Annotated in this window: 24 protein-coding genes; 9 read left to right on the forward strand and 15 right to left on the reverse strand. The window is 68.4% G+C overall.

Features of this window, described 5'->3' with window-relative positions; genetic code table 11:
• Positions 1 to 59: 59 nt before the first annotated feature.
• From LZ009_RS22830 to LZ009_RS22885, 12 genes are all read right to left on the reverse strand, one after another.
• Positions 60 to 974 (reverse strand): DMT family transporter, encoded by a 915-nt coding sequence (locus LZ009_RS22830; RefSeq protein WP_275700297.1) that lies wholly within the window; start codon positions 972 to 974, stop codon positions 60 to 62.
• Between the two features lie 3 nt (positions 975 to 977).
• Positions 978 to 1,952, reverse strand: a complete 975-nt coding sequence (locus tag LZ009_RS22835) for a 2-dehydropantoate 2-reductase (RefSeq protein ID WP_275700298.1) — start codon at positions 1,950 to 1,952, stop codon at positions 978 to 980.
• On the reverse strand, positions 1,949 to 2,731 hold the full coding sequence (locus tag LZ009_RS22840) for a class II aldolase/adducin family protein (protein WP_275700299.1): 783 nt from the start codon (positions 2,729 to 2,731) through the stop codon (positions 1,949 to 1,951). The genes LZ009_RS22835 and LZ009_RS22840 overlap by 4 nt, the downstream gene beginning before the upstream one ends.
• A gap of 9 nt (positions 2,732 to 2,740) precedes the next feature.
• Positions 2,741 to 3,556 carry an HpcH/HpaI aldolase family protein gene (locus LZ009_RS22845; protein WP_275700300.1) on the reverse strand — a complete coding sequence of 272 codons (816 nt, stop codon included), beginning with the start codon at positions 3,554 to 3,556 and terminating at the stop codon, positions 2,741 to 2,743.
• Positions 3,557 to 3,564: 8 nt separating this feature from the next.
• Complete coding sequence (hpaH, locus tag LZ009_RS22850; protein WP_275700301.1) at positions 3,565 to 4,359, reverse strand: 2-oxo-hept-4-ene-1,7-dioate hydratase; 795 nt, start codon at positions 4,357 to 4,359, stop codon at positions 3,565 to 3,567.
• Positions 4,356 to 4,760, reverse strand: a complete 405-nt coding sequence (locus LZ009_RS22855) for a 5-carboxymethyl-2-hydroxymuconate isomerase (RefSeq protein WP_275700302.1) — start codon at positions 4,758 to 4,760, stop codon at positions 4,356 to 4,358. The genes hpaH and LZ009_RS22855 overlap by 4 nt, the downstream gene beginning before the upstream one ends.
• Before the next feature lie 8 nt (positions 4,761 to 4,768).
• Positions 4,769 to 5,632, reverse strand: coding sequence for a 3,4-dihydroxyphenylacetate 2,3-dioxygenase (hpaD, locus tag LZ009_RS22860; protein ID WP_275700303.1), 864 nt, complete (start codon positions 5,630 to 5,632; stop codon positions 4,769 to 4,771).
• A gap of 1 nt (position 5,633) precedes the next feature.
• On the reverse strand, positions 5,634 to 7,091 hold the full coding sequence (hpaE, locus tag LZ009_RS22865; RefSeq protein ID WP_275700304.1) for a 5-carboxymethyl-2-hydroxymuconate semialdehyde dehydrogenase: 1,458 nt from the start codon (positions 7,089 to 7,091) through the stop codon (positions 5,634 to 5,636).
• A gap of 3 nt (positions 7,092 to 7,094) precedes the next feature.
• The gene (locus tag LZ009_RS22870; RefSeq protein WP_275700305.1) at positions 7,095 to 7,850 is read right to left on the reverse strand and encodes a fumarylacetoacetate hydrolase family protein; all 756 of its coding nucleotides are present in this window, start codon (positions 7,848 to 7,850) and stop codon (positions 7,095 to 7,097) included.
• Positions 7,847 to 8,470: a fumarylacetoacetate hydrolase family protein gene (locus tag LZ009_RS22875; RefSeq protein ID WP_275700306.1), complete on the reverse strand. Its 624-nt coding sequence runs from the start codon at positions 8,468 to 8,470 to the stop codon at positions 7,847 to 7,849. The genes LZ009_RS22870 and LZ009_RS22875 overlap by 4 nt, the downstream gene beginning before the upstream one ends.
• On the reverse strand, positions 8,467 to 8,901 hold the full coding sequence (gene hpaR, locus LZ009_RS22880; RefSeq protein WP_275700307.1) for a homoprotocatechuate degradation operon regulator HpaR: 435 nt from the start codon (positions 8,899 to 8,901) through the stop codon (positions 8,467 to 8,469). Before hpaR ends, LZ009_RS22875 begins: the two co-directional genes overlap by 4 nt.
• Before the next feature lie 74 nt (positions 8,902 to 8,975).
• Entirely contained in the window at positions 8,976 to 9,254 is a 279-nt protein-coding gene (locus tag LZ009_RS22885; RefSeq protein WP_275700308.1) for a cupin domain-containing protein, read from the reverse strand.
• 22 nt (positions 9,255 to 9,276) lie between these two features.
• Between LZ009_RS22885 and radA the strand changes: the two genes are divergently transcribed.
• The 7 genes from radA (at position 9,277) to LZ009_RS22920 (ending at position 15,324) form a co-directional block, all read left to right on the forward strand.
• On the forward strand, positions 9,277 to 10,656 hold the full coding sequence (gene radA / locus LZ009_RS22890) for a DNA repair protein RadA (protein WP_275700309.1): 1,380 nt from the start codon (positions 9,277 to 9,279) through the stop codon (positions 10,654 to 10,656).
• 32 nt (positions 10,657 to 10,688) lie between these two features.
• A complete protein-coding gene (locus tag LZ009_RS22895) occupies positions 10,689 to 11,090 on the forward strand; it encodes a glycerate kinase (RefSeq protein WP_275700310.1) in 402 nt (133 codons plus the stop codon).
• Between the two features lie 51 nt (positions 11,091 to 11,141).
• Positions 11,142 to 12,080, forward strand: a complete 939-nt coding sequence (locus LZ009_RS22900; RefSeq protein WP_275700311.1) for a branched-chain amino acid transaminase — start codon at positions 11,142 to 11,144, stop codon at positions 12,078 to 12,080.
• A 5-nt stretch (positions 12,081 to 12,085) separates the two neighbouring features.
• Positions 12,086 to 12,310, forward strand: coding sequence for a zinc-finger domain-containing protein (locus LZ009_RS22905; RefSeq protein ID WP_275700312.1), 225 nt, complete (start codon positions 12,086 to 12,088; stop codon positions 12,308 to 12,310).
• Positions 12,291 to 13,286: a lipopolysaccharide heptosyltransferase II gene (gene waaF, locus LZ009_RS22910; protein WP_275700450.1), complete on the forward strand. Its 996-nt coding sequence runs from the start codon at positions 12,291 to 12,293 to the stop codon at positions 13,284 to 13,286. Before LZ009_RS22905 ends, waaF begins: the two co-directional genes overlap by 20 nt.
• 86 nt (positions 13,287 to 13,372) lie before the next feature.
• Positions 13,373 to 14,338 carry a TAXI family TRAP transporter solute-binding subunit gene (locus LZ009_RS22915; protein WP_275700313.1) on the forward strand — a complete coding sequence of 322 codons (966 nt, stop codon included), beginning with the start codon at positions 13,373 to 13,375 and terminating at the stop codon, positions 14,336 to 14,338.
• Positions 14,339 to 14,352: 14 nt separating this feature from the next.
• Positions 14,353 to 15,324: a Bug family tripartite tricarboxylate transporter substrate binding protein gene (locus tag LZ009_RS22920; RefSeq protein WP_275700314.1), complete on the forward strand. Its 972-nt coding sequence runs from the start codon at positions 14,353 to 14,355 to the stop codon at positions 15,322 to 15,324.
• A 51-nt stretch (positions 15,325 to 15,375) separates the two neighbouring features.
• On the opposite strand, the gene LZ009_RS22925 is transcribed toward LZ009_RS22920, so the two are convergent.
• Positions 15,376 to 16,233, reverse strand: a complete 858-nt coding sequence (locus LZ009_RS22925; protein ID WP_275700315.1) for a LysR family transcriptional regulator — start codon at positions 16,231 to 16,233, stop codon at positions 15,376 to 15,378.
• A 66-nt stretch (positions 16,234 to 16,299) separates the two neighbouring features.
• On the opposite strand from LZ009_RS22925, the gene LZ009_RS22930 reads away from it, so the two are divergent.
• Both LZ009_RS22930 and LZ009_RS22935 read left to right on the forward strand, forming a co-directional pair.
• Entirely contained in the window at positions 16,300 to 17,490 is a 1,191-nt protein-coding gene (locus LZ009_RS22930) for a YbfB/YjiJ family MFS transporter (protein ID WP_275700316.1), read from the forward strand.
• Positions 17,483 to 18,082: a carboxymuconolactone decarboxylase family protein gene (locus LZ009_RS22935; protein WP_275700317.1), complete on the forward strand. Its 600-nt coding sequence runs from the start codon at positions 17,483 to 17,485 to the stop codon at positions 18,080 to 18,082. Before LZ009_RS22930 ends, LZ009_RS22935 begins: the two co-directional genes overlap by 8 nt.
• A 366-nt stretch (positions 18,083 to 18,448) precedes the next feature.
• Here LZ009_RS22935 and LZ009_RS22940 read toward each other — a convergent pair whose 3' ends face one another.
• Together LZ009_RS22940 and LZ009_RS22945 are read right to left on the reverse strand one after the other, a co-directional pair.
• Positions 18,449 to 19,639: a HAMP domain-containing sensor histidine kinase gene (locus LZ009_RS22940; RefSeq protein ID WP_275700318.1), complete on the reverse strand. Its 1,191-nt coding sequence runs from the start codon at positions 19,637 to 19,639 to the stop codon at positions 18,449 to 18,451.
• Between the two features lie 25 nt (positions 19,640 to 19,664).
• Positions 19,665 to 20,378: a response regulator gene (locus tag LZ009_RS22945; RefSeq protein WP_275700319.1), complete on the reverse strand. Its 714-nt coding sequence runs from the start codon at positions 20,376 to 20,378 to the stop codon at positions 19,665 to 19,667.
• Positions 20,379 to 20,413 lie beyond the last annotated feature (35 nt).

The raw sequence follows: 20,413 nt of genomic DNA on the forward strand, positions 1-20,413 counted from the left end.
AAAACGCCCCGGCTTTTCCCCCCGTAGTCCGTGGTGAGCGCGAAGCCGAACTGCGGCCCTCAGCGCTTGCGAAGGCCCAAGGCCACCACCGCCCCGACCACCAGCAGCGCCCCACCGACCTGCACCGGCGCGATGCTCTGCCCGAGGATCAGCCAGGCCAGCACCAGCGCGAACACCGGCTCCACGTTCATGATCGCGGAGTTGCCGACCACGCCCAGCCGCGGCAGCACCGTGAACATGATGGTGAAGGCGGTGCCGTAGAGGAAGGTCAGCGCCGCCAGCCCGCCCCAGCCTGCAGGGGCGGTGGGCAGGTGGAAGCCGCCTTGCAGCGCCACGGTCACCAGCGCCACCAGGCTGGCCATCGTCATCGTGGTGGCGGTCCGCACGCGGCCGTCGACGTCGCCCGCTTCGTGCTGCGTCAGCACGAGCGCCAGGCCGAACGTGCCCGCGGCCGCCAGCGCGAAGGCCACGCCGGCGCCGATGCGCGCCCACTGGCCGGACGCGCCCAGCCCGGAAGCCGCGCCGAACACGTCGAGCGCCAGCGCCAATCCGACCAGGATCACCGGCATGGCCACCAGCATCGGCTTCTCCGGCTGCTGGCGGTACACCACGAAGGACCAGAGCGCCGTCCAGATCGGATAGGTGTTGAAGGCCAGCAGGGCCAGCGCCACCGGCAGGCGCGCCACGGCGGAATACAGGCACAGGCTCTGCACGCCGATCAGCAGCCCGATGACGGGCAGCACTTTCCTGTGGCGGGCACTGAATTTCACGCGCACGCCTTGCGCCGCCAGCAGCGCGACGATCACCAGCGCCGTGACCGTGCTGCGGAACACCACCGCCGTCGCGACGTCGGCGCCGTTGTTGAAGGAGATGCGCGCGGCGACGTGGTTCGCGCCCATCATCAGCGCGATCAGCAGCAGCGTGGCAAAGGCCGTGCCGGTGATGGCGCGCGCCGGCGCCGGGATGGCCGCCATGCGCTAGTACAAGCCGTGCACGCGGGCGTGCAGGCGGCTCAGGCCCAGCAAGGCGTCGGTGAAGGGCGTGGCGACGCCGGTCAGCGTGCCCAGCTCCTTGACCACCGTGACCAGCGCATCGAGTTCCACCGGCTTGCCGGCTTCCACGTCCTGCAGCATCGAGGTCTTGAAGGCGCCCAGCTTGCGCGTGATCTGGTGCCGGTCTTCCGGCTGCTGCGCGATCGGGATGCCGATCCGGCCCCCAATTTCCCGCGCCTCCAGCATCACCGCGGAAATGAAGCCGCGCACCAGGTCGTCGTTGAGGATCAGGTCGGTGGTGGCGCCCGTCATCGCGCTGACCGGGTTCACGGTCATGTTGCCCCAAAGCTTGTACCAGGCGTCCTTCTGGATCTGCTCTGAAAGCTCCGTCTCGATGCCGGCCTTCTGCAGCAGGGCCACCAGGTCGCGCACGCGCTGCGTCTTCTCGCCGGAAGGCTCCCCGACGATCAATTTGTTGCCGAAGTGGTGCTGCACGAAGCCGGGCTCGCGCAGGGCAAAGCTCGCGTGCACCACGCAGCCGACCACGCTTTTGGCGGGAATCGCCTCGGCGATGCTGCCCGAAGGGTCCACGGCCTTCAGCCGCGTGCCCTCGTACGCGCCGCCGAAGCCCTGGAAGAACCACCAGGGCACGCCGTTCATGGCGGTCAGCACGATGGTGTCGGGGCCCAGCAGCGGACGGATCGCCGCGGCCACGTCGGCCATCGCCGGCGCCTTTACCGCGACGATCACCAGGTCCTGCACGCCGAAGTCCGCGGGCGAGGCGCTGGCCTTGACCGGTGCCGCCAGCGTTTCGCCGTTGGTATGCAGGCGCAGGCCGTGCGTGCGCAAGGCGTCCAGCGTCGCCCCGCGCGCCACCACGCTCACCTCGCAGCCGGCCTGCGCCAGCCGCACGCCGATCCAGCCGCCGATCGCGCCGGCGCCGTAGATGCAGGCCTTCATGACTTGTAGTCCGTGCCGCTGCGCTTTTCCATCAGGCGTGTCATCGCGTCGAACACGTCCTGGCCCGCGCCGAACTGGGCGTCGAACTGGAAGGAGTCACGCGTGGTCTTGATGGCCACCGGCTCCGGAATGGGGATCGCGCGGCCCAGGGCGGCCTGCGCCACCTGCACATCGCAGGCGCGCTGCAAGGTCCACAGGTTGACGAAGGCCAGCGGCACCGTCGCGCCCAGGCCCAGCAGGCCGTGGTTGCGCAGGATCATCAGTGGCTTCTTGCCCATGCTGGCGAGCAGGCGCGGCGCCTCCTCGGCGTGGATGGTGATGCCCTCGAAGTCGTGGTACGCCACCATGTCGTGCAGCTGCGCGGAATAGAAGTTGTTCTGCGCCAGGCCGCCTTCGGAGCAGGCCACCGCGAGGCCGTTGGTCGTGTGGGTGTGCATCACGCAGTGCGCGTCGGGCACGTGCTCGTGGATGGCGGCGTGGATGGTGAAACCGGCGGGGTTCACCGGCCACGGGTTGTGCTTGTCGAGCTTGTTGCCCTGCACGTCGATCTTCAGCAGGTTGCTGGCGGTCACCTCGGAGTAGTGCAGCCCGAAGGGATTGATCAGGAAGTGCTTGGCGCCGCCACTCACGCTTTCGGGCACGCGCACGGTGATGTGGTTGTAGATCATCTCGGTCCAGCCGAGCATGTCGAAGATGCGGTAGGCGGCGGCGAGTTCGACGCGGGCCTTCCACTCGTCGGGATGGAAGTCGGGCGCGCGGGGTTGCATCACGGCGTTCATGGCGATTCCTCAGTAGTTCTGCGGCTTGGCGGCCGCCGCGGGCTGGGCGCCGCCCTTGAATTTGGCGAGCAGGCCGCTGGTGGCCTTGACCAGCAGGTTGCTGTCGGTGCCCAGCGCGATGAAGTTCGCGCCCATCTCGACGTGCTTGCGCGCCAGGGTTTCGTCGAGGGTCAGGATGCCCACGCCCTTGCCGGCGGCGTGGATGCGGCCGAAGGCGTCGGCGATGATCTCCTGCATCTCCGGATGCCAGGGATCGCCCACGTGACCGAAAGCCGCTGACAAATCGGACGGGCCGATGAAGACGCCGTCCACGCCTTCGGTGCTGGCGATGGCATCGAGGTTCTTCACGCCCTCGCGCGTTTCCACCTGGACCAGCAGGCAGACCTCGCGGTTCGCTTCCTTGGCGTAGTTGCCGTTGCGGCCCCAGCCCGAGGCGCGCGCCGCCGCCATGCCGCGGATGCCCTCGGGCGGATAGCGCATGCAGCGCACCAGCTCGCGCGCCTGCTCCGGCGTATCGACCATGGGCACCAGGATGGTCTGGATGCCGAGGTCGAGGTATTGCTTGATCAGCGCCTGGCCGACGTAGCCGTGGCCCATGGGCACGCGCGCCACCGCGTGCGTGTCCGGGTAGGCCGCGATGCACTGCGCCTGCAGCATCAGGTTCATCGGATCGTTGGGCGTGTGCTCGGCATCGAGCAGCAGCCAGTCGTAGCCGGCGGCGGCGCAGATCTCGGTGGTCAGCGGGCCCAGCAGGCTGCACCACAGGCCGTAGACGGTGCGCTTGTCGGCCAGCGCCTTCTTGAAGGGATTCATGGGGGTCTTCATGCGGGGTCCTAGACGAACTTGAATTCGAAGCGCCCGAGCGGGCCGTAGTCGGCGTCGAACAGGTCGCCCTTCTTCGCGGCAACGGGACGGGTGAAGGAACCGGCCAGCACGACCTCGCCCGCCTCCAGGTGCTCGCCCCAGGGCGCGAGCTTCTTCGCGAGCCAGGCGACGCCGATCGCCGGGTGGCCTTGCACGCCCGCGGCCAGGCCGGTCTCTTCCACCGCGCCGTTCTGCCGCAGGATGGCGCCGCACCAGGGCAGGTCCACCTCGCGCGGGTGCGCCTTGTTGCCGCCCAGGATGATGCCGGCGTTGGCCGCGTTGTCGCTGATGGTGTCGTAGACCTTGCGCATCGCCTTGCTGTGGCGGTCGAACTGCTCGATGCGCGCGTCGATGATCTCGATGGCGGGCGTCACGTATTCGGTGGCGGCCAGCACTTCGTCGACGCTCACTTCGCCTTGCAGCTTGCGCTTGAGGACGAAGGCCAGTTCCACCTCCACCCGGGGTGCGATGAAGCGGTCGGCCGGGATGTCGCCGGGCGCGAAGAACATGTCGTCCAGCAAGGTGCCGTAATCCGGCTCGTCGATCTGGCTGGACAGCTGCATGGCGCGCGAAGTGAGGCCGATCTTGTGGCCGCGCACCTTGCGGCCTTCGGCGATCTTCATCGCGACCCAGGCGCGCGAGATCGCGTAGCCGTCCTCGATGGTCATGCCGGGGAAGCGCTTGGAGAAATGCTCCACCTGCACGCGCGACTTCTCGCTGGCGTGCAGTTCGGCGGCAAGCTGCTGGATGAGTTCTGGATTCATTTGTTGAACAAGGGGTGCAAGGTGCTGTGCTTGGCGTCGTAGACCTGGCCGGGGCTTTCGTCGATCTGCAATGTGACGCCGACCAGTTCCTTCTCGAACATCGGCGCGACGTGCGCCTTCACCACCTCCAGCAGGCGGTCGCCGGCGTTCTTCTGCACTTCGGCGCTGCGGCCCGCACCCATGCGCACGTTGATGTAAATGAAGCCGTAGTCGTCCTCGCCGTCGGCCACGGCGTAATGCGCGGCCGGGTAGGCCAGCACGCGCGTGCCGCCGGTGGGGAAGACCTGCTTGCCGGCCTCGTCCTTGATGGTCAGCATGCGGTCCGCCAGCTTGCGGCACAGCGCGCCCACGTCGGTCTTCGTCTCCAGGTTCGGCGTGTAGAGGATGACGCAATGGGGCATGGAGATCCTCAGGCCGCCAGCGGCGTGACGGGAAAGATGGCGTTGATCTGGCCGGTGCCGGAGCTGCCGAAATAGGGCGTGACGATTTCCACGGGCGCGCGGTAGTCCTTCCAGCCCAGCAGGCCGAGCAGCATGGCGGTGTCGTGCATGTCGCCTTCGCCCCAGCACTTTTCGGCGTACATGGGCAGCATGCCGATGAAGGTCTTCCAGTCGCCCTGCTTCCACAGTTCCACCACGCGGTGGTCCACCTGCTCCAGGAAAGGGTCGTAGACCTTGTGCATGAACTCGGGCGCGCGGCCGTTGTCGGCGAAGTGGTGAGACAGCGACCCGCTCGCGAACACGGCGACGGTGCCGTCGTACTTTTCCTCGATCGCCCGCCGCACGGCGAGGCCGAAGCGGGCCGACTCCTCGAGGTCGTGCCAGTCGCACCAGCCGCTCACGCTGATCACCTTGTAGTGCTGGTCGGCGTTCATGTAGCGCATGGGAACCAGGGTGCCGTATTCGAGTTCCAGCGTGGTGTCGGAGTGCGCGCGGCTCTTCACGCCCATGGCGTTGGCCATGTCGCCGATCAGGTGCCCCAGCGCCGGATTGCCAGGGTACTCGTAAGGCATGTTCTTGATGAAGTGCGGCAGCTCGTTGCTGGTGTAGATGCCGGAGAACTTCGGCCCGCAGTTGATGTGGTACTCGCTGTTCACCTGCCAGTGCACGTCGAACACCACGATGGTGTCCACGCCCAGCGCGCGGCAGCGGCGGTTGATCTCCTTGTGGCCGTTGATCGCCGCATCGCGGCAGCCGAAGTTGGGCCCCGGGAACTCCGACAGGTACATCGAGGGCACGTGGGTGATCTTGGCCGCGAGGGCGAGGGTGCCCATCTCACACTCCCCAATGAGGAATATGGTGCGGCGTGATGGAGACCGCGATGTTCTTCGGTTCCAGGAATACCTCGTAGCTCCAGGTCCCGCCTTCGCGTCCGGTCCCCGACGCCTTGGTGCCGCCGAAGGGCTGGCGCAGGTCGCGCACGTTCTGGCTGTTGACGAAGCACATGCCGGCCTCGACTGCCGCGGCGACACGGTGGGCCTTGCCCAGGTTCTCGGTCCACACGTAGCTGGAAAGCCCGTACTGGATGTCGTTGGCGATGCGGATCGCGTCGGCCTCGTCCTCGAAGGGGATCAGGCAGGCGACCGGGCCGAAGATCTCGTCCTGCGCGATCTTCATGCTGTTGTCCACGTCGGCGAACACGGTCGGCGCGACGTAGTTGCCCTTCTTCACGCGCTGCGCCACGGTCGGGGCGTCGAGGCCGCCGCACAGCAGCGTGGCGCCCTCCTGCGTCCCCAGCTCGATGTAGTGGCGCACCTTGGCCAGGTGCCCCTGCGAAATCATCGGCCCGATGATGGTCTTCTCGTCCAGCGGATCGCCCACGGTGATGCGCTTGGCACGCGCCACGAACTTGTCCACGAAGGACGCGTAGATGGACTTCTGCACCAGGATGCGGCTGCCGGCGGTGCAGCGCTCGCCGTTGTTGGAGAAGATCATGAAGATCGCGGCATCCAGCGCGCGATCGAGGTCGGCGTCGTCGAAGATGACGAAGGGCGACTTGCCGCCCAGCTCCATGCTGAACTTCTTCAGGCCCGCTTCCTTGACGATGCGGTTGCCCGTCGCCGTGGAACCGGTGAAGGAGATGGCGCGCACGTCGGGATGCCGCACCAGCGGCTCGCCGGCTTCCTTGCCGTAGCCATGCACCAGGTTCAGAACGCCGGCCGGGATGCCGGCTTCGAGCGCCAGCTCGCCCAGGCGCGCCGCCGTCAATGGCGACAGCTCGCTCATCTTCAGCACCGCGGTGTTGCCGAAGGCGAGGCAGGGCGCGACCTTCCAGGTGGCGGTCATGAAAGGCACGTTCCAGGGCGACACCAGCGCGCAGACGCCCACCGGATGGAACAGCGTGTAGTTCAGGTGCGTGGGCGTCGGGTAGGTGTGGCCGTCGACGCGCGTGCACATCTCGGCGAAGTAGTAGAAGTTGTCGGCCGCGCGCGGTACCAGCTGCTTGCCGGTCTGCGCGATCACCTGGCCGGTGTCGTTGGTCTCGGTCTGCGCGATCTCCGGCACGTTCTTCGCGATCAGGTCGCCGAGCTTGCGAATCAGCTTGGCGCGCTCGGTGGCGGGCAGGGCGGCCCATTTCGGGAAGGCGGCTTTCGCCGCTGCGACCGCGGCGTTGACTTCCGCTTCGCCGCCGGACGCGACCTCCGCCAGCACTTCCTGCGTGGCCGGATTGACCGTCTCGAAATAGTCCTTGCCGGCGACCTTCTCGCCGTTGATCAGGTGATCGATCCGCATGCTCTAGCCCTGGATGGTGTTCATGAGGGCGCCCAGGCCCTCGATCTCGGTGACGACCACGTCGCCCGGCTTGCAGTCGACCACGCCGTCCGGCGTGCCGGTCAGGATCAGGTCGCCGGGCTGCAAGGTCATGAAGCTGGTGAAGTACTCGATGAGGAAAGGCACGTCGAAGATCATGTCCTTCGTGTTGCCCGACTGCGTGACGTCGCCGTTGACGGTGGTCTTCAGTGCAAGCGCCATCGGGTCCGGCACGTCGGCCCGGTCCACCAGCCACGGGCCGACCGGCGTCGCGCCGTCGCGGTTCTTCACGCGCAGGTTGGGCCGGTACCAGTTTTCCAGGTAGTCGCGGATGGCGTAGTCGTTGGCGACGGTGTAGCCGGCGATGAAGTCGTAGGCGTCGTCGCGCTTCACCTTGCGGGCGGTGCGGCCGATCACCACGGCGAGCTCGCACTCGTAGTGCATGAACTCCACGCCCGCGGGCCGGCGGGTGAACTGGCGGTGGCCGGTCAACGCGCGCTCGCCTTTCAGGAACACCAGAGGCTCCTTCGGCGGCTCCTTGAAGGCCAGCTCCTTGGCGTGGTCGGCGTAGTTGAGGCCCAGCGCCAGGATGGTGCGCGGGCGCGGCTGCGGCTTCAGGGGCGGCAGCCAGGTGACGGCGTCGGGGGAGACCAGCTCGCCGTTGTCCAGCAGCAGGCGCCAACCGTCCTGCTCGGTGGCGGCATGGGTCACGCCCTGGTGGATCACGCGTGCGTGCTTCATGCGGCCTCCGCCACGAGGGTGTTGGTGAGCGTGCCCAAGGCGGGCATGAAGATGTCGATGCGGTCGCCCACCTTGGCGCGCGGGCGGTTCGCATCCACGCCCAGCATCAGCATGTCGCCGGTGCCCAGCGTCATGAACTCGCTGACGTCGGCCAGCAGCTGGTCGGCCGAGCGCACCAGCTGCGAGAAGCGCACCGTCTGCTTCAGCTCGCCGTTGATGCGCACCTCCAGCTTGAAGACGGCCGGGTCGCCGGCCTCGTTGCGGGAGCGCACGCGCTCGCCGATGCCGAGGAAGCCGTCCAGGCAATCCAGCTTCACCGGCGGGCGGAAGAAGCTGTCGTGCGGAATCATCAGGTCGTTCATCAGCACGTAGCCCGCGATCTCGGTGGCGGACTTCATCACCATGGCGACGGTGGCACCCACCGCGACTTCGGTGACGCCGGCCGGCACGGGAATGGCGGCGCCGTTCTCGCTCCAGGTATTGGCCGGCTTCACGTACAGCACCGGCGCCTTGGGCGGCGCCTTGTACGGGGCCTCGTCCATCTTCGCGCCCAGTGCGTCGAGCTCGCCGCGGAAATTCATCAGCGTGCCGTACACCGTGCCTCGCGCAACACCGTTCATGGCTGCTCCAGGTCTATGAGTTGATCGAGCAGCTCGTAGAGCTGCGCCAGTTTCTGCTTGCCCAGCGACTGTTCCAGCCACTGGTAATGGGTTTCGATGGTGTCCGACAGGCGCGCGACCATCTTGCGGCCCTTGGCCGTGGCCTCGACGACGGTGCGGCGCTGGTCGGCCGGGTCGCGCTCGCGCTGGATCAGGCCGTCGCGCTCCATGCGCGCCAGCACGCCCGTGAGGCTGGGGCCGAGGATATAGGCCTCGCTCGCCACGCGGCCGGTCTCCACCGCGCCGTGCTCGCCCAGCACCCGCAGCACGCGCCACTGCTGGTCCGACAGGCCGTGCTCGCGCAGGCTGGGCCGCGTGTGCGCCATGACGGACTCGCGCGCCTGCAGCAGCAGGCGCGGCAGGTTGCGGTGGACGAAGGTGGTGGAGGACATGGCCAGTGCTTGCCGTTATTTAACATGTTAAATGACGGCGACGCCGGCCGCAAGCGGGACTTCCAGTCCGCGGTCTACCGCCGAGCTACCCAGTAGATGGCGCCGGCGTCGCCGTAGCGCTCGGCATGCGGCGTTCCGCGCGCCACCTCGAAGCGCCCGCCGGGCAGCAGGTGCTGCGTGCGCCCGTTCACCGTCAGCCACATCTCGCCGGCCACGACCAGCGCATGGGCGTCGAAAGGATGGCTGTGCAGGTCCAGCACCTGGCCCGGCTGCCACTTGCGTTCCAGGACTTCGGAATAACCGAGCTCCCGGGACTCGGACTCGAATTCGGCGTAGCTTGGAAGGGTGTCCATCGTCTCATCTTAGACTCGCCCCATGGCCAAGGACAAGACGATTTACAGCTGCACCGAATGCGGCGGCAGCACGCCCAAGTGGCAGGGCAAGTGCCCGCATTGCAATGCCTGGAACACGCTGGTGGAAAGCGTGGCGGAGCCGGCGGCCAATGCCCGCAACCGCTTCGCCGCGCTGGCGCCGGCTTCCGAGGTCGCCGTCCTCGCCGACATCGAGGCCGCGGAAGTGCCGCGCACGCCCACCGGCATCCCCGAACTCGACCGCGTGCTGGGCGGCGGCATCGTCGAAGGCGGCGTGGTGCTGATCGGCGGCGACCCCGGCATCGGCAAGTCCACCCTCTTGCTGCAGGCGCTGGACGGCCTGCAGCGCGGCGGCGTCCCCACGCTCTATGTCACCGGCGAGGAAAGCGGCGCGCAGGTGGCGCTGCGCTCGCGCCGGCTCGGGCTGGACCGCTCGCAGGTCAGCGTGCTGGCCGAGATCCAGCTGGAGAAGATCCTGGCCACCATCGCCGCGCAGCAGCCGGCGGTGGCGGTGATCGACTCGATCCAGACCGTCTACAGCGACCAGCTCACCTCCGCGCCCGGCTCGGTGGCGCAGGTGCGCGAATGCGCGGCGCACCTCACGCGCGCCGCCAAGGCGGGCGGCACGACCATCGTGCTGGTCGGCCACGTGACCAAGGAAGGCGCTCTCGCCGGGCCGCGCGTGCTGGAACACATGGTCGACACCGTGCTCTATTTCGAGGGCGACACGCATTCCAGCTTCCGGCTGGTGCGCGCCATCAAGAACCGCTTCGGCGCCGTCAACGAGATCGGCGTGTTCGCGATGACGGAGAAGGGCCTCAAGGGCGTCTCCAACCCCAGCGCGATCTTCCTCTCGCAGCACAGCGAGCCGGTGCCGGGCAGCTGCGTGCTCGTGACGCTGGAAGGCACGCGCCCGCTGCTGGTGGAGATCCAGGCGCTGGTGGACAGCGGCGGCCCCAGTCCGCGCCGGTTGTCGGTGGGCCTGGACCGCGATCGCCTGGCGATGCTGCTGGCGGTGCTGCACCGGCACGCGGGCGTGGCCTGCATGGACCAGGACGTGTTCGTCAATGCGGTGGGCGGCGTGCGCATCAGCGAGCCGGCCGCCGACCTGGCCGTGATGCTGGCCATCGCGTCGTCGCTGCGCGGGCGGGCCTTGCCCAAGGGCTTCATCGCCTTCGGTGAAGTGGGCCTGGCCGGCGAAGTGCGGCCGGCGCCGCGCGGCCAGGAGCGCCTGAAGGAAGCCGCCAAGCTGGGCTTCTCGGTCGCGATCGTGCCCAAGGCCAACGCCCCCAAGGGCGGCGGCGGGCGCGACCTCGAGGGCCTGACGATCCATCCGGTGGAGCGGATCGAACAGGCGCTGGAGGTGGTGCGGGGGTTGGCCTGAAGGGCGGGCCGGGGCTGAGACAATCACGCCCCATGAACTTCCGGAAATTCATCCCGCCCATCGTGGGCGTCGTGCTCATCGTCGTGGCCTGGCGCAGCTACGGCTGGATGGGCGTGGGCCTGGTGGTGACGGGCATCGTCACCTGGATGCTGCTGCACTTCACCCGCATGATGAAGGTGCTGCAGCGCGCTTCCAACCGGCCGGTGGGCTTCGTCGACAGCGCCGTGATGCTCAACGCCAAGCTGAAGCCGGGCGTCAACCTGCTGCACGTGATGGCCATGACCAAGGCCATCGGCGAGCAGCTGAGCGAGAAGGAAACGAATCCCGAGATCTACCGCTGGACCGACGGCTCGGCCTCCTCGGTCACCTGCACCTTCGACAAGGGCAAGCTGGTGAAATGGGAGCTGTCCCGGCCCGAAACGCCCGCGCCGTAAAATCGGCGGTTTCCGCGACCCGGTCGCGACCACCCCCCATAAGGAACTCTCATGAGCCCGGTAGTACCTTCGATGGCCGACCGCGACGGCAAGATCTGGATGGACGGCGAGCTCGTCGACTGGCGCGACGCCAAGATCCACGTGCTCACCCACACGCTGCACTACGGCTGCGGCGCCTTCGAGGGTGTCCGCGCCTACAACACGGTCAACGGCACGGCGATCTTCCGCCTGCAGGAACACACCGACCGCCTGTTCAACAGCGCCAAGATCCTGCGCATGCAGCTGCCCTTCTCCAAGGAGCAGGTCAACGAGGCGCAGAAGCAGGTGGTGCGCGCCAACAAGCTGGAAAGCTGCTACATCCGCCCGCTCACCTGGATCGGTTCGCAGAAGCTGGGCGTGAGCCCCAAGGGCAACCAGATCCACCTGATGGTGGCGGCCTGGGCCTGGGGCGCCTACCTGGGCGAGGAAGGCATGCAGCGCGGCATCCGCGTCAAGACCTCCAGCTACACGCGCCACCACGTCAACATCACGATGACGCAGGCCAAGGCGGTCAGCAACTACAGCAACTCGATCCTGGCCAACATGGAAGCGCTGGACGACGGCTACGACGAGGCCCTGCTGCTGGATAGCAGCGGCTTCGTCAGCGAAGGCGCCGGCGAGAACGTGTTCGTCATCAAGGACGGCGTGGTCTACACGCCCGACCTGTCGGCCGGCGCGCTGAACGGCATCACCCGCAACACCGCGATGCACATCTGCAAGGACCTGGGCCTGGAGCTGGTGCAGAAGCGCATCACCCGCGACGAGATCTACATCGCCGACGAGGCCTTCTTCACCGGTACCGCCGCCGAAGTGACGCCCATCCGCGAACTCGACCGCGTGGAGATCGGCATCGGCCGCCGCGGCCCGATCACCGAAAAGATCCAGAGCGCGTTCTTCGACATCGTCAACGGCCGCAATCCCAAGTACGCCCACTGGCTGACCAAGGTCTGATCGCCATGAACACCACTGCGGCCCGCAAGGAAACGGTCATCGAGCTGACCGCCAAGGACCTCAATTCGAACGGCGGCGTCTTCTGCCCCAGCGCCAAGGCCGACATGAAGCTGTGGAACAACCACCCGCGGGTGTACCTGGACGTGGCCGGCAGCGGCTCCGCCAAGTGCCCTTACTGCGGCACCGTCTACAAGCTGAAGGAAGGCGAGCATTTCGGCTCCCACCACTGAAGGCCGCTCCCTCGTCATCGCGCCGCAGTGGATCGGTGACGCGGTGATGACCGAGCCGCTGCTGCGCCGCCTGCGCGCGCGCGGCGAGCGGCTCACGGTCGGCGCGTTGCCCTGGGTGGCGCCGGTCTACCGCGCGATGCCGCAGGTGGACGAGGTCATCGACTTTCCCTTTGCCCACGGCGGCCTCCAGCTCAAGGAGCGCCGCCGCATCGGCCGGCAGCTGCAGGGCCGTTTCGACACGGCCTACGTGCTGCCCAATTCGCTCAAGAGCGCGTTGCTCCCCTTCCTCGCGAGCGTGCCGCGCCGCGTCGGCTACTTGGGCGAAGCGCGCGTCGGCCTGCTGACCCACCGCCTGAAGAACCCGAAGAACAAACCGCCGATGGTCGCCTTCTATTCGGCCTTGAGCGGCGAGGGCGGACTCGAGGCGGACGTGCCGCGGCTCTCGCTGCCCGCGGGCGACATCGATGCCATCCTCACGAAGCATGGACTGGCGCGCGGCGGCTACGTCGTGATGGCGCCCGGCGCCGAGTACGGCCCGGCCAAGCGCTGGCCGCACTTCGGCGCGCTCGCGGCCTTGCTCGATCGGCCCGTGCTGCTGCTCGGGTCGGGCAAGGAATCGGATCTTTGCGAGGACATCCGTTCCCAGGCGCCTGAGCGTTGCCGCAATCTCGCCGGCCACACCTCGTTGCTCGAAGCTTTCGCGCTGATCGCCGGCGCCGGCCACGTGGTCAGCAACGATTCGGGGCTGATGCACGTGGCCGCGGCGTTCGGGGTGCCGCAGGTCGCCTTGTATGGCTCGTCGAGCCCGCTGCACACGCCGCCGCTGAACGAGCGCGCGCAGGTCGTGTGGCTGAAGCAGGACCCCGACTACCAGCCGCCGCTGGATTGCGCGCCGTGCTTCCAGCGCGAGTGCCCGCTGGGGCATTTCCGCTGCCTCACCGATGTGAGCGCCCAGCGCATCCGCGCCCTGGTGTGAGCCCGCACCGCGGACTCATGGAATTCCCGTAGGGTGGGTTCGCGCAAGCGACCTCACCATCCATGGCTCGTACACGGAGACAAGCCATGCCTTTGCACCAGGACCCGCGGCTCGACCTCACCATGGTCGGTGACTGGGGAACCGCCAACTTCCACACCATCTGGGGCTGGGTGTCGGCGCACCTGCGCTGGCGCTCGGCGCGCCTGTCCAAGTTCACCGTGCGCACCGGCAGCGCCTACCGCGACAGCGTGGAGCTGGTCGGCATGGGCGAGGCGGACCTCGCGGTGACGACGCCCATCCACGTCGGCGTGCGCTGGGCGCGCGAAGGCAAGCACTTCTACGGCGGCAAGGCCTTTCTCAACCTGCGCACCCTGGGCCACCTGCCGCAGGACGACCGGCTCACGCTGGCCGTGCGCGCCGACACCGGCATCCGTTCCTTCGCCGACATCCGCGAGAAGAAGCCGGTGCTGCACATCGCCATGCCGCCGCGCGACGACGACTGCCTGTGCAGCTACGTGATCGACCTGGTCTTCCAGGCGCACGGGATAGCTCCCATGGACATCGTGAAGTGGGGCGGCTCCTACTTCGAGCACGAAAATCCGCGCGCGTGCCTGAAGGCCGCGCAGTCGGGCCAGTGCAATGCGGTGTTCAACGAGGCCATCATGGTGTCGAACTGGACCGAGCTGGTCGGCCAGTACCCGATGAACTTCATCCCGATCGAGCCGGAAGCGATGCGCATCCTGGTCGACGAGTACGGCTTGCGTCCGGCGGTGGTGGAGAAGGGGCGGCTGCGCAACGAGCACGACGTGCCTTGCCTGGACTGGTCCAACTGGGGCATCCTGTGCCGCGACGACATGCCCGAGGACGTGGCCTACCGCGTCACGGCGGTGCTGGTGGAGGAGCGCGCGGAGTTCGAGGCCCGCTTCCGGCACATCCCGGTGCACCAGAGTCCGCTGACCTATCCGATCGATCCGAAGCGCATGCCGCATGGCGTCGACGCGCCCCTGCATCCCGGCGCCGAGCGCTATTACCGCGAACACGGCTACCTGTGAAGGAACACGACACCATGCACAAGCTCCTGGATCGCCGCACCGTCCTCGCCGCCGGCGCCGCCGCCGCGCTGGCGCCTTTCGCCCACGCGCAGACCTATCCCTCGCGCGTGGTCAGCATCATCGTGCCCTTCGGTCCCGGCAATGCCTACGACCTGATGGTGCGCTACCTCGCGGACCGCCTGCGCGACGCGACCGGCCAGCCCTTCATCGTGGAAGCCAAGCAAGGCGCGCTGGGCGGCGTCGCGGCCTCGTACGTGGCGCGCGCGCAGCCCGATGGCCACACCTTGCTGTTCGGCGCCAACTCCACGCACGCCGCGAACGTCCACCTGTTCAAGAAGCTGCCTTACGACCCGGTGGCGGACTTCGTGCCGATCACCACGCTGGCGACGATTCCGCAGGTGCTGGTGGTGTCGCCCGCGCTGAAGGTGAACAGCCTGCAGGAGCTGATCGCGCTGGCGAAAAGCCAGCCGGGCAAGCTGAATTACGGCAGCTCCAGCGCCACCGGGCGCATCGCATCGGAGGCCTTCCGGCAACAGGCCGGCATCGATGCCGTGCACGTGCCGTACAAGACCTCGGCGCAGGCGATCACCGATCTGGTCGGCGGGCAACTGCACTTCCTGGTGACCGACGCGGGACTCGGCGTCGCGCAGGCGCAGGGCGGCAAGGTGAAGGCGCTGGCCATCACGTCCTCGCGCCGCGTGCCCGCGGTGCCCGACCTGCCGACGATGGCGGAGGCGGGCTTGCCGGGCTACGAGTTCGTCGCCTGGCTGGCGCTGTTCGCGCCGGCGAAGACGCCGCAACCCATCGTGCAGCGGCTGGCGGAACTCACCAACCAGATCGTGCGCAGCCCGGGCATGGAGGAGTACCTCGCGAAGATGTACGCCTTGCCGTTCCCGGGAGATCCGGAGTCGCTGCGGGCCTTGATTGCGCGCGACACGGCGCGGTGGGGCGCCTTGGTGAAAGCGGCGGGGATCGAGCCGGAGTGAGCCGCGACGGCGCTCCTCGTAGGCCGTGGTGAGCGCGCAGCCGAACCGCGGCTAAGGCAGCAACTCGATCAAGCGCTGCAACGCCGTCGACGGCGCGCCGTGCCACACCAGGTGCGTGCGGTTCCTGCGCACCTTGGCCGGCAATTCGTGCTGCCGCACGTCCTGCGCCGACTTCATGGCCACCAGCAGCGAGCGCGGCACGACGGCGAATCCCGTGCCGGCCGCCACGCAAGCCACCATCGCCTGGTAGGACGCGAACTCGAGCGTGCGCGCCGGCAGCACCGGCCCGGCGCCCAGCCACTCCTCCAGCCGCTTGCGGTACGAGCAGCCGTTGGCAAAGGCGATCAGCGTCATGCCCGCGAGGTCGGCGGCGCGCCGGACTTCCGCCACGTCCTTGCCGGTGACCAGCACCAGTTCCTCCTCGAACACCTTGCGCGACTCCAGCGCGCCGGGCGAGAAGGGCTCGGACACGAAAGCCGCTTCGAGCTCGAAGCTGGCCACGCGTTGCAGCAGGGCGCCGGTGGTTCCGGTCGCCAGCTCCACCACCACGCCGGGATGCTGGCGGTGGAAGCGCGAGAGGATGGGCGCGAGGCGGCTGCCCGCCGTGCTTTCCAGTGAACCGATGCGCAAGATGCCCATCGCCCGGCCGCTGCGCAGTTCGTTCTCGGCCTCGTCGGCGATGCGGAACAGGCGCTGCGCATACGACAGCAGCAGCTCGCCCTCGGGCGACAGCACCAGCCCGCGGCCCTGCTTGCGAAACAGCGACGTGCCCAGGCGCTGCTCCAGCTGCTTGATGCGCGTGGTGACGTTCGACTGCACGCGATTCAGTTTCTGCGCCGCGCGGATCACGCCGCCTTCGGCCACCACGGTGCGAAAGATGTCCAGGCTGTCGAGGTCCAAGCTTCTCATGGCGAGAACGGTGCTCCAGATTTATTCATTTGTGCCTGGAGCCGATTCTGGATTCAATCGAAGGCCATGACAACCACCGAGCGTTCCGTGCCGCACTGGGCCGTGGTGCTGGGCGGCCTGCTGTCGCTGGCGGCGGCGATGGGCATCGGTCGCTTTGCCTTCACGCCGCTGTTGCCGCTGATGGCCCGCGACGGGCAGCTCGGCCTGTCGGCGGGCGGATGGCTGGCGGCGGCCAACTACGTCGGCTACTTCGTCGGCGCCTTGACGGCGGCGCGGCTGCCGGGCAAGGCGACCCGGCTGGCCGGCGTCGCGCTGCTGCTGACGGCCGCGACCACCGCCGCGATGGCGTGGCCGGGCATGGCGTGGTGGCTGCTGTTGCGCTTCGCGGCCGGCGTCGCGTCGGCCTGGGTGTTCGTGGCGACCAGCGTGTGGTGCCTTGGCGCGCTGGCGCGCGACGGCAGGCAGGCCCAGGCAGGGTGGGTGTATGCCGGTGTGGGGACGGGCATCGCCTTGACGGGACTGGTTTGCTGGATCGCGGGCGCGGCCGGCGTGGCAGCACGCGATTTGTGGGTGGGGCTCGGCGTGCTGGCGCTCGCGCTGATGGTGCCCGTGGTCGGCGTGCTGCTGCGGATGCCGCAAGCCGGGGTTGCCACCCCGGCCTACGGTGAAGCCGGGCGCGCCGATGCGGAGATGCGTGGGCTGGTCGTTTGCTATGGCTTGATGGGCTTCGGCTACATCCTCCCCGCGACCTTCCTGCCGGCGCTGGCGCGCAGCGTCGTCGACGACCCGCGGCTGTTCGGTCTGGCCTGGCCATTGTTCGGGGCGACCGCCGCCGCGTCGACGGTGCTGTCCGCATGGATAGTCAGGCACGCGAGCCGGCTGCAGGTCTGGGCCGTGAGCCAGGCGCTGATGGGCGTGGGCGCGCTGCTGCCCAGCCTGTGGTTGAACGGCGCGACCATCGCGCTGTCGGCGCTGCTGGTCGGCGGCACCTTCATGGTCATCACGCTGGCCGGCGTGCAGGAGATGCGGGCGCGCGCGCCGCAGCAGGCGGCCCGCCGGGTCGGGCAAGTGACCGCGGCTTTCGCCTTCGGGCAGATCGCGGGGCCGGTGCTGTCGGCGCTTCTGCTCCAATGGCCGGCGTTGCACGAGCGCGGCCTCGCCCTCGCGCTGCAAGCCGGCGCGCTGGCCTTGCTGGCCAGCAGCGCCTGGCTCGCGCGCCGTGCCTTTTTCGTTTCCAAGGAGATCGTCCATGCCTGAATCCACCGTGCAGGGCTTCGGCCAACCCGGCGGCGAGCGCCTGCCGCTGCCCGCCGACGCCGCCATGACGCCGGCCCAGCGCGCCGCCGCCCAGGCCTTGATCGCCGGTCCGCGCAAGGGCGTCTACGGCCCGTTCCTGCCGCTGCTGCGCAGCCCCGAACTGCTGGAGCGCATGGCGAAAGTCGGCGAGTACCTGCGCTTCGATTCCGTGCTCGACGCCCGCATCCGCGAACTGGTGACCTGCGCCGCCGCGCGCCATGTCGGCAACCAGTTCGAGTGGGTGATGCATGCGCCGCTGGCGCGCAAGGGGGGCGTGGCGGAGGCGACGCTGGAGGCGTTGCGGGCCGGCGCGCGTCCCAAGGGCTTGCCCGTCGAGGAGGAGACCGCGCTGGACTTCACCGCCGAACTGCTGCGCACCAACGGCAGCAGCGACGTCACTTACGCGGAAACGCTGAAGCAGTTCGGCGAGCAGGGCGTCGTCGAGCTGACGGCGTTGATCGGCTACTTCACGATGGTGAACTGGCTGATGAACGTGGCGCGGACGCCAGCACAGCCGAGCGACGAGCCGGGCCTCACCGCGTTCCCGAGTTGAGCGCGCGTCCACGGAGCCAGTTCCCCCTCCGCTAGCGGCACCCGGACCGAGCGGAGCATCGCGCAGTCCGGTCCCCCTTGCGGAGAGGATCCGGCTTCGCCGGTCCTCTTCGCACTGATCAGAACCACTCTGAAATCGCCCCAGCGATTTCAGAGTGAACCAAAAAAAACAGCCACCTTGCGGTGGCTGTATCAAGTCCTTGGAAGGACGTCGTTGGGAGACTTGAATTCTGGTGTCCGGACGATGCGTGACAGTCAGTCCAATGTAGCGAGGCTGTGCGGTTCAGGCATCACTCATTTGGCGGAGGCATCGTTTTCAGGACGGGGAAGTCATCTTCTTCACAATCGCCCGCCATGGCGAGAAATGTTACATTCGATCACAGGCCAAAGTAAGAACAAAGCATGCACCCCCGCCGGGGTTCTCCTCGCAGTGCACCTCGCCGTGGTGGCGCGTGGCGATCGACCGGACGAGGGCCAGGCCCAGGCCCACGCTGCCCTCGCGTTCGCTGGCGCCACGCAGGCGGTAGAAGGGCTCGAAGATGCGTTCGCGCTCGGCTTCCGGCACGCCCGGGCCGCGGTCGCAGACCCGCACTTCCGCTTGGCTGCCCAGGCGCCGCACCGTGATCTGCACCGGCCCGTTGCTGTAACGGCGTGCGTTCTCCAGCAGGTTGCGTAACGCCCGGCGCAGCAGCTTGGCGACGCCCTGGACGACCACCGTACCCTCACCCTCGGCGACTTCCAGGTCTGCACCGGTCCGCGCCGCCTCCTCTGCGGCCAGCCCTGTGAGGTCCACCGATTCGAAGGTGCCGATGTCGCTGGCGCGCGCATCGAGCCGGCTGGCCAGCAGGATCTCGTCGACCAGCTGGTCCAGCTCCGCGATGTTGCGGGTGATCTCGGCCCGCGAGCGCTCCGACGGCTCGGGGTCCATCAGTTCCAGCCCCATGCGGATGCGCGCGAGCGGCGAGCGCAGCTCGTGCGAGGCATTGGCCAGCAGCGAGCGATGCGACTGCACCAGCGTGTCCACGCGTTCGGCCGCCTGGTTGAAGCGCTGCGCCAGGAAAGCGACTTCGTCGTTCCCGCGCTCGGGCACGCGCACGCTCAAGTCGCCCTCGCCCCAACGTTCCACGCCACGGCGCAGGTCTTCCAGCCGCACGGTCAGGCGCCGCACGATGGGATAGCTGCCGATCGCCACGGCCAGGCCCACCATGCCCAGCAGCCACAGGAAACCCTGCGGACCGCGCGGCAGCCAGGGCCGGCCGCCCGGACGCTCGCCGGGCGGACGCGGGCGCGGCGGCAACTGCACCGTCACCACCCGGCCGTCCTTCATCTGCACGTCGAATTCCACGCCCTGGCCCGGCACGCGGGTGGGCCGCACCATGCTCTGGCCGATCACCTCGTCGTTCTGGTCGCGGATGATCACCTCGCGCATCGGCGTCTGCTCGGTATTGACGCGCCACAGGTAGCCGACGGCAATGGTGAGCAGGCCCACCGTCACGATGACGGCGAGCCAGATGCGCAGGTAGAGGGGGAAACGCCAGCCGGCGTTCCAGGCGGTCATGCAGCCACGGGCGGTTGGTCCTGCGTCAGTCCTGCTGCTTGGCGAACACGTAGCCCACGCCGCGCACCGTGAGGATGCGCTTGGGGTTCTTGGCGTCGGCTTCGATGGCGGCGCGGATGCGGCCCATGTGCACGTCGATGGAGCGGTCGAAGGCTTCCAGCTCGCGGCCGCGCACGGCCTCCATGATCTGGTCGCGCGTGAGCACGCGGCCCGCGCGCTCGGCCAGCACCACCAGCAGGTCGAACTGGTAGGACGTGAGGTCGGCCGGCTTGCCGCCCACCGTCACGGTGCGGGCGTCGCGGTCGATCTCCATCGAGCCGAACTTCATGGTCTTGGCCGGCGGCGGCGCGCCTTCGGTGCGGCGGCGCAGGATGGCGCGGATGCGCGCCAGCAGTTCGCGCGGCTCGAAGGGCTTGGGCAGGTAGTCGTCGGCGCCGAGCTCGAGGCCGACGATGCGGTCCATGGGGTCGCCCTTGGCGGTGAGCATCAGCACGGGCACCTTGCCGGTCTCGCCGGGCAGGGCACGCACGCGGCGGCACACTTCGAGGCCGTCGATGTCGGGAAGCATGAGGTCGAGCACCACCAGGTCGGGCGTGGCGCCGGACGGCGGCTCTTCGAGCAGGTGCAGTCCGGCCTTCGCGTCGGGCGCGTGGGTCACGCCGAAGCCGGAACGCTCGAGGTACTCACTCACCATCTGCGCGAGGCGGGTGTCGTCTTCGATCATCAGGAGTTGCTGCATGGGGTCCGATGGTAATGTTTGGGCTCCACCACGGG

The sequence above is a fragment of the Ramlibacter paludis genome (assembly GCF_022012305.1).
In the GTDB taxonomy this organism is placed as follows: Bacteria; Pseudomonadota; Gammaproteobacteria; order Burkholderiales; family Burkholderiaceae_C; genus Ramlibacter; species Ramlibacter paludis.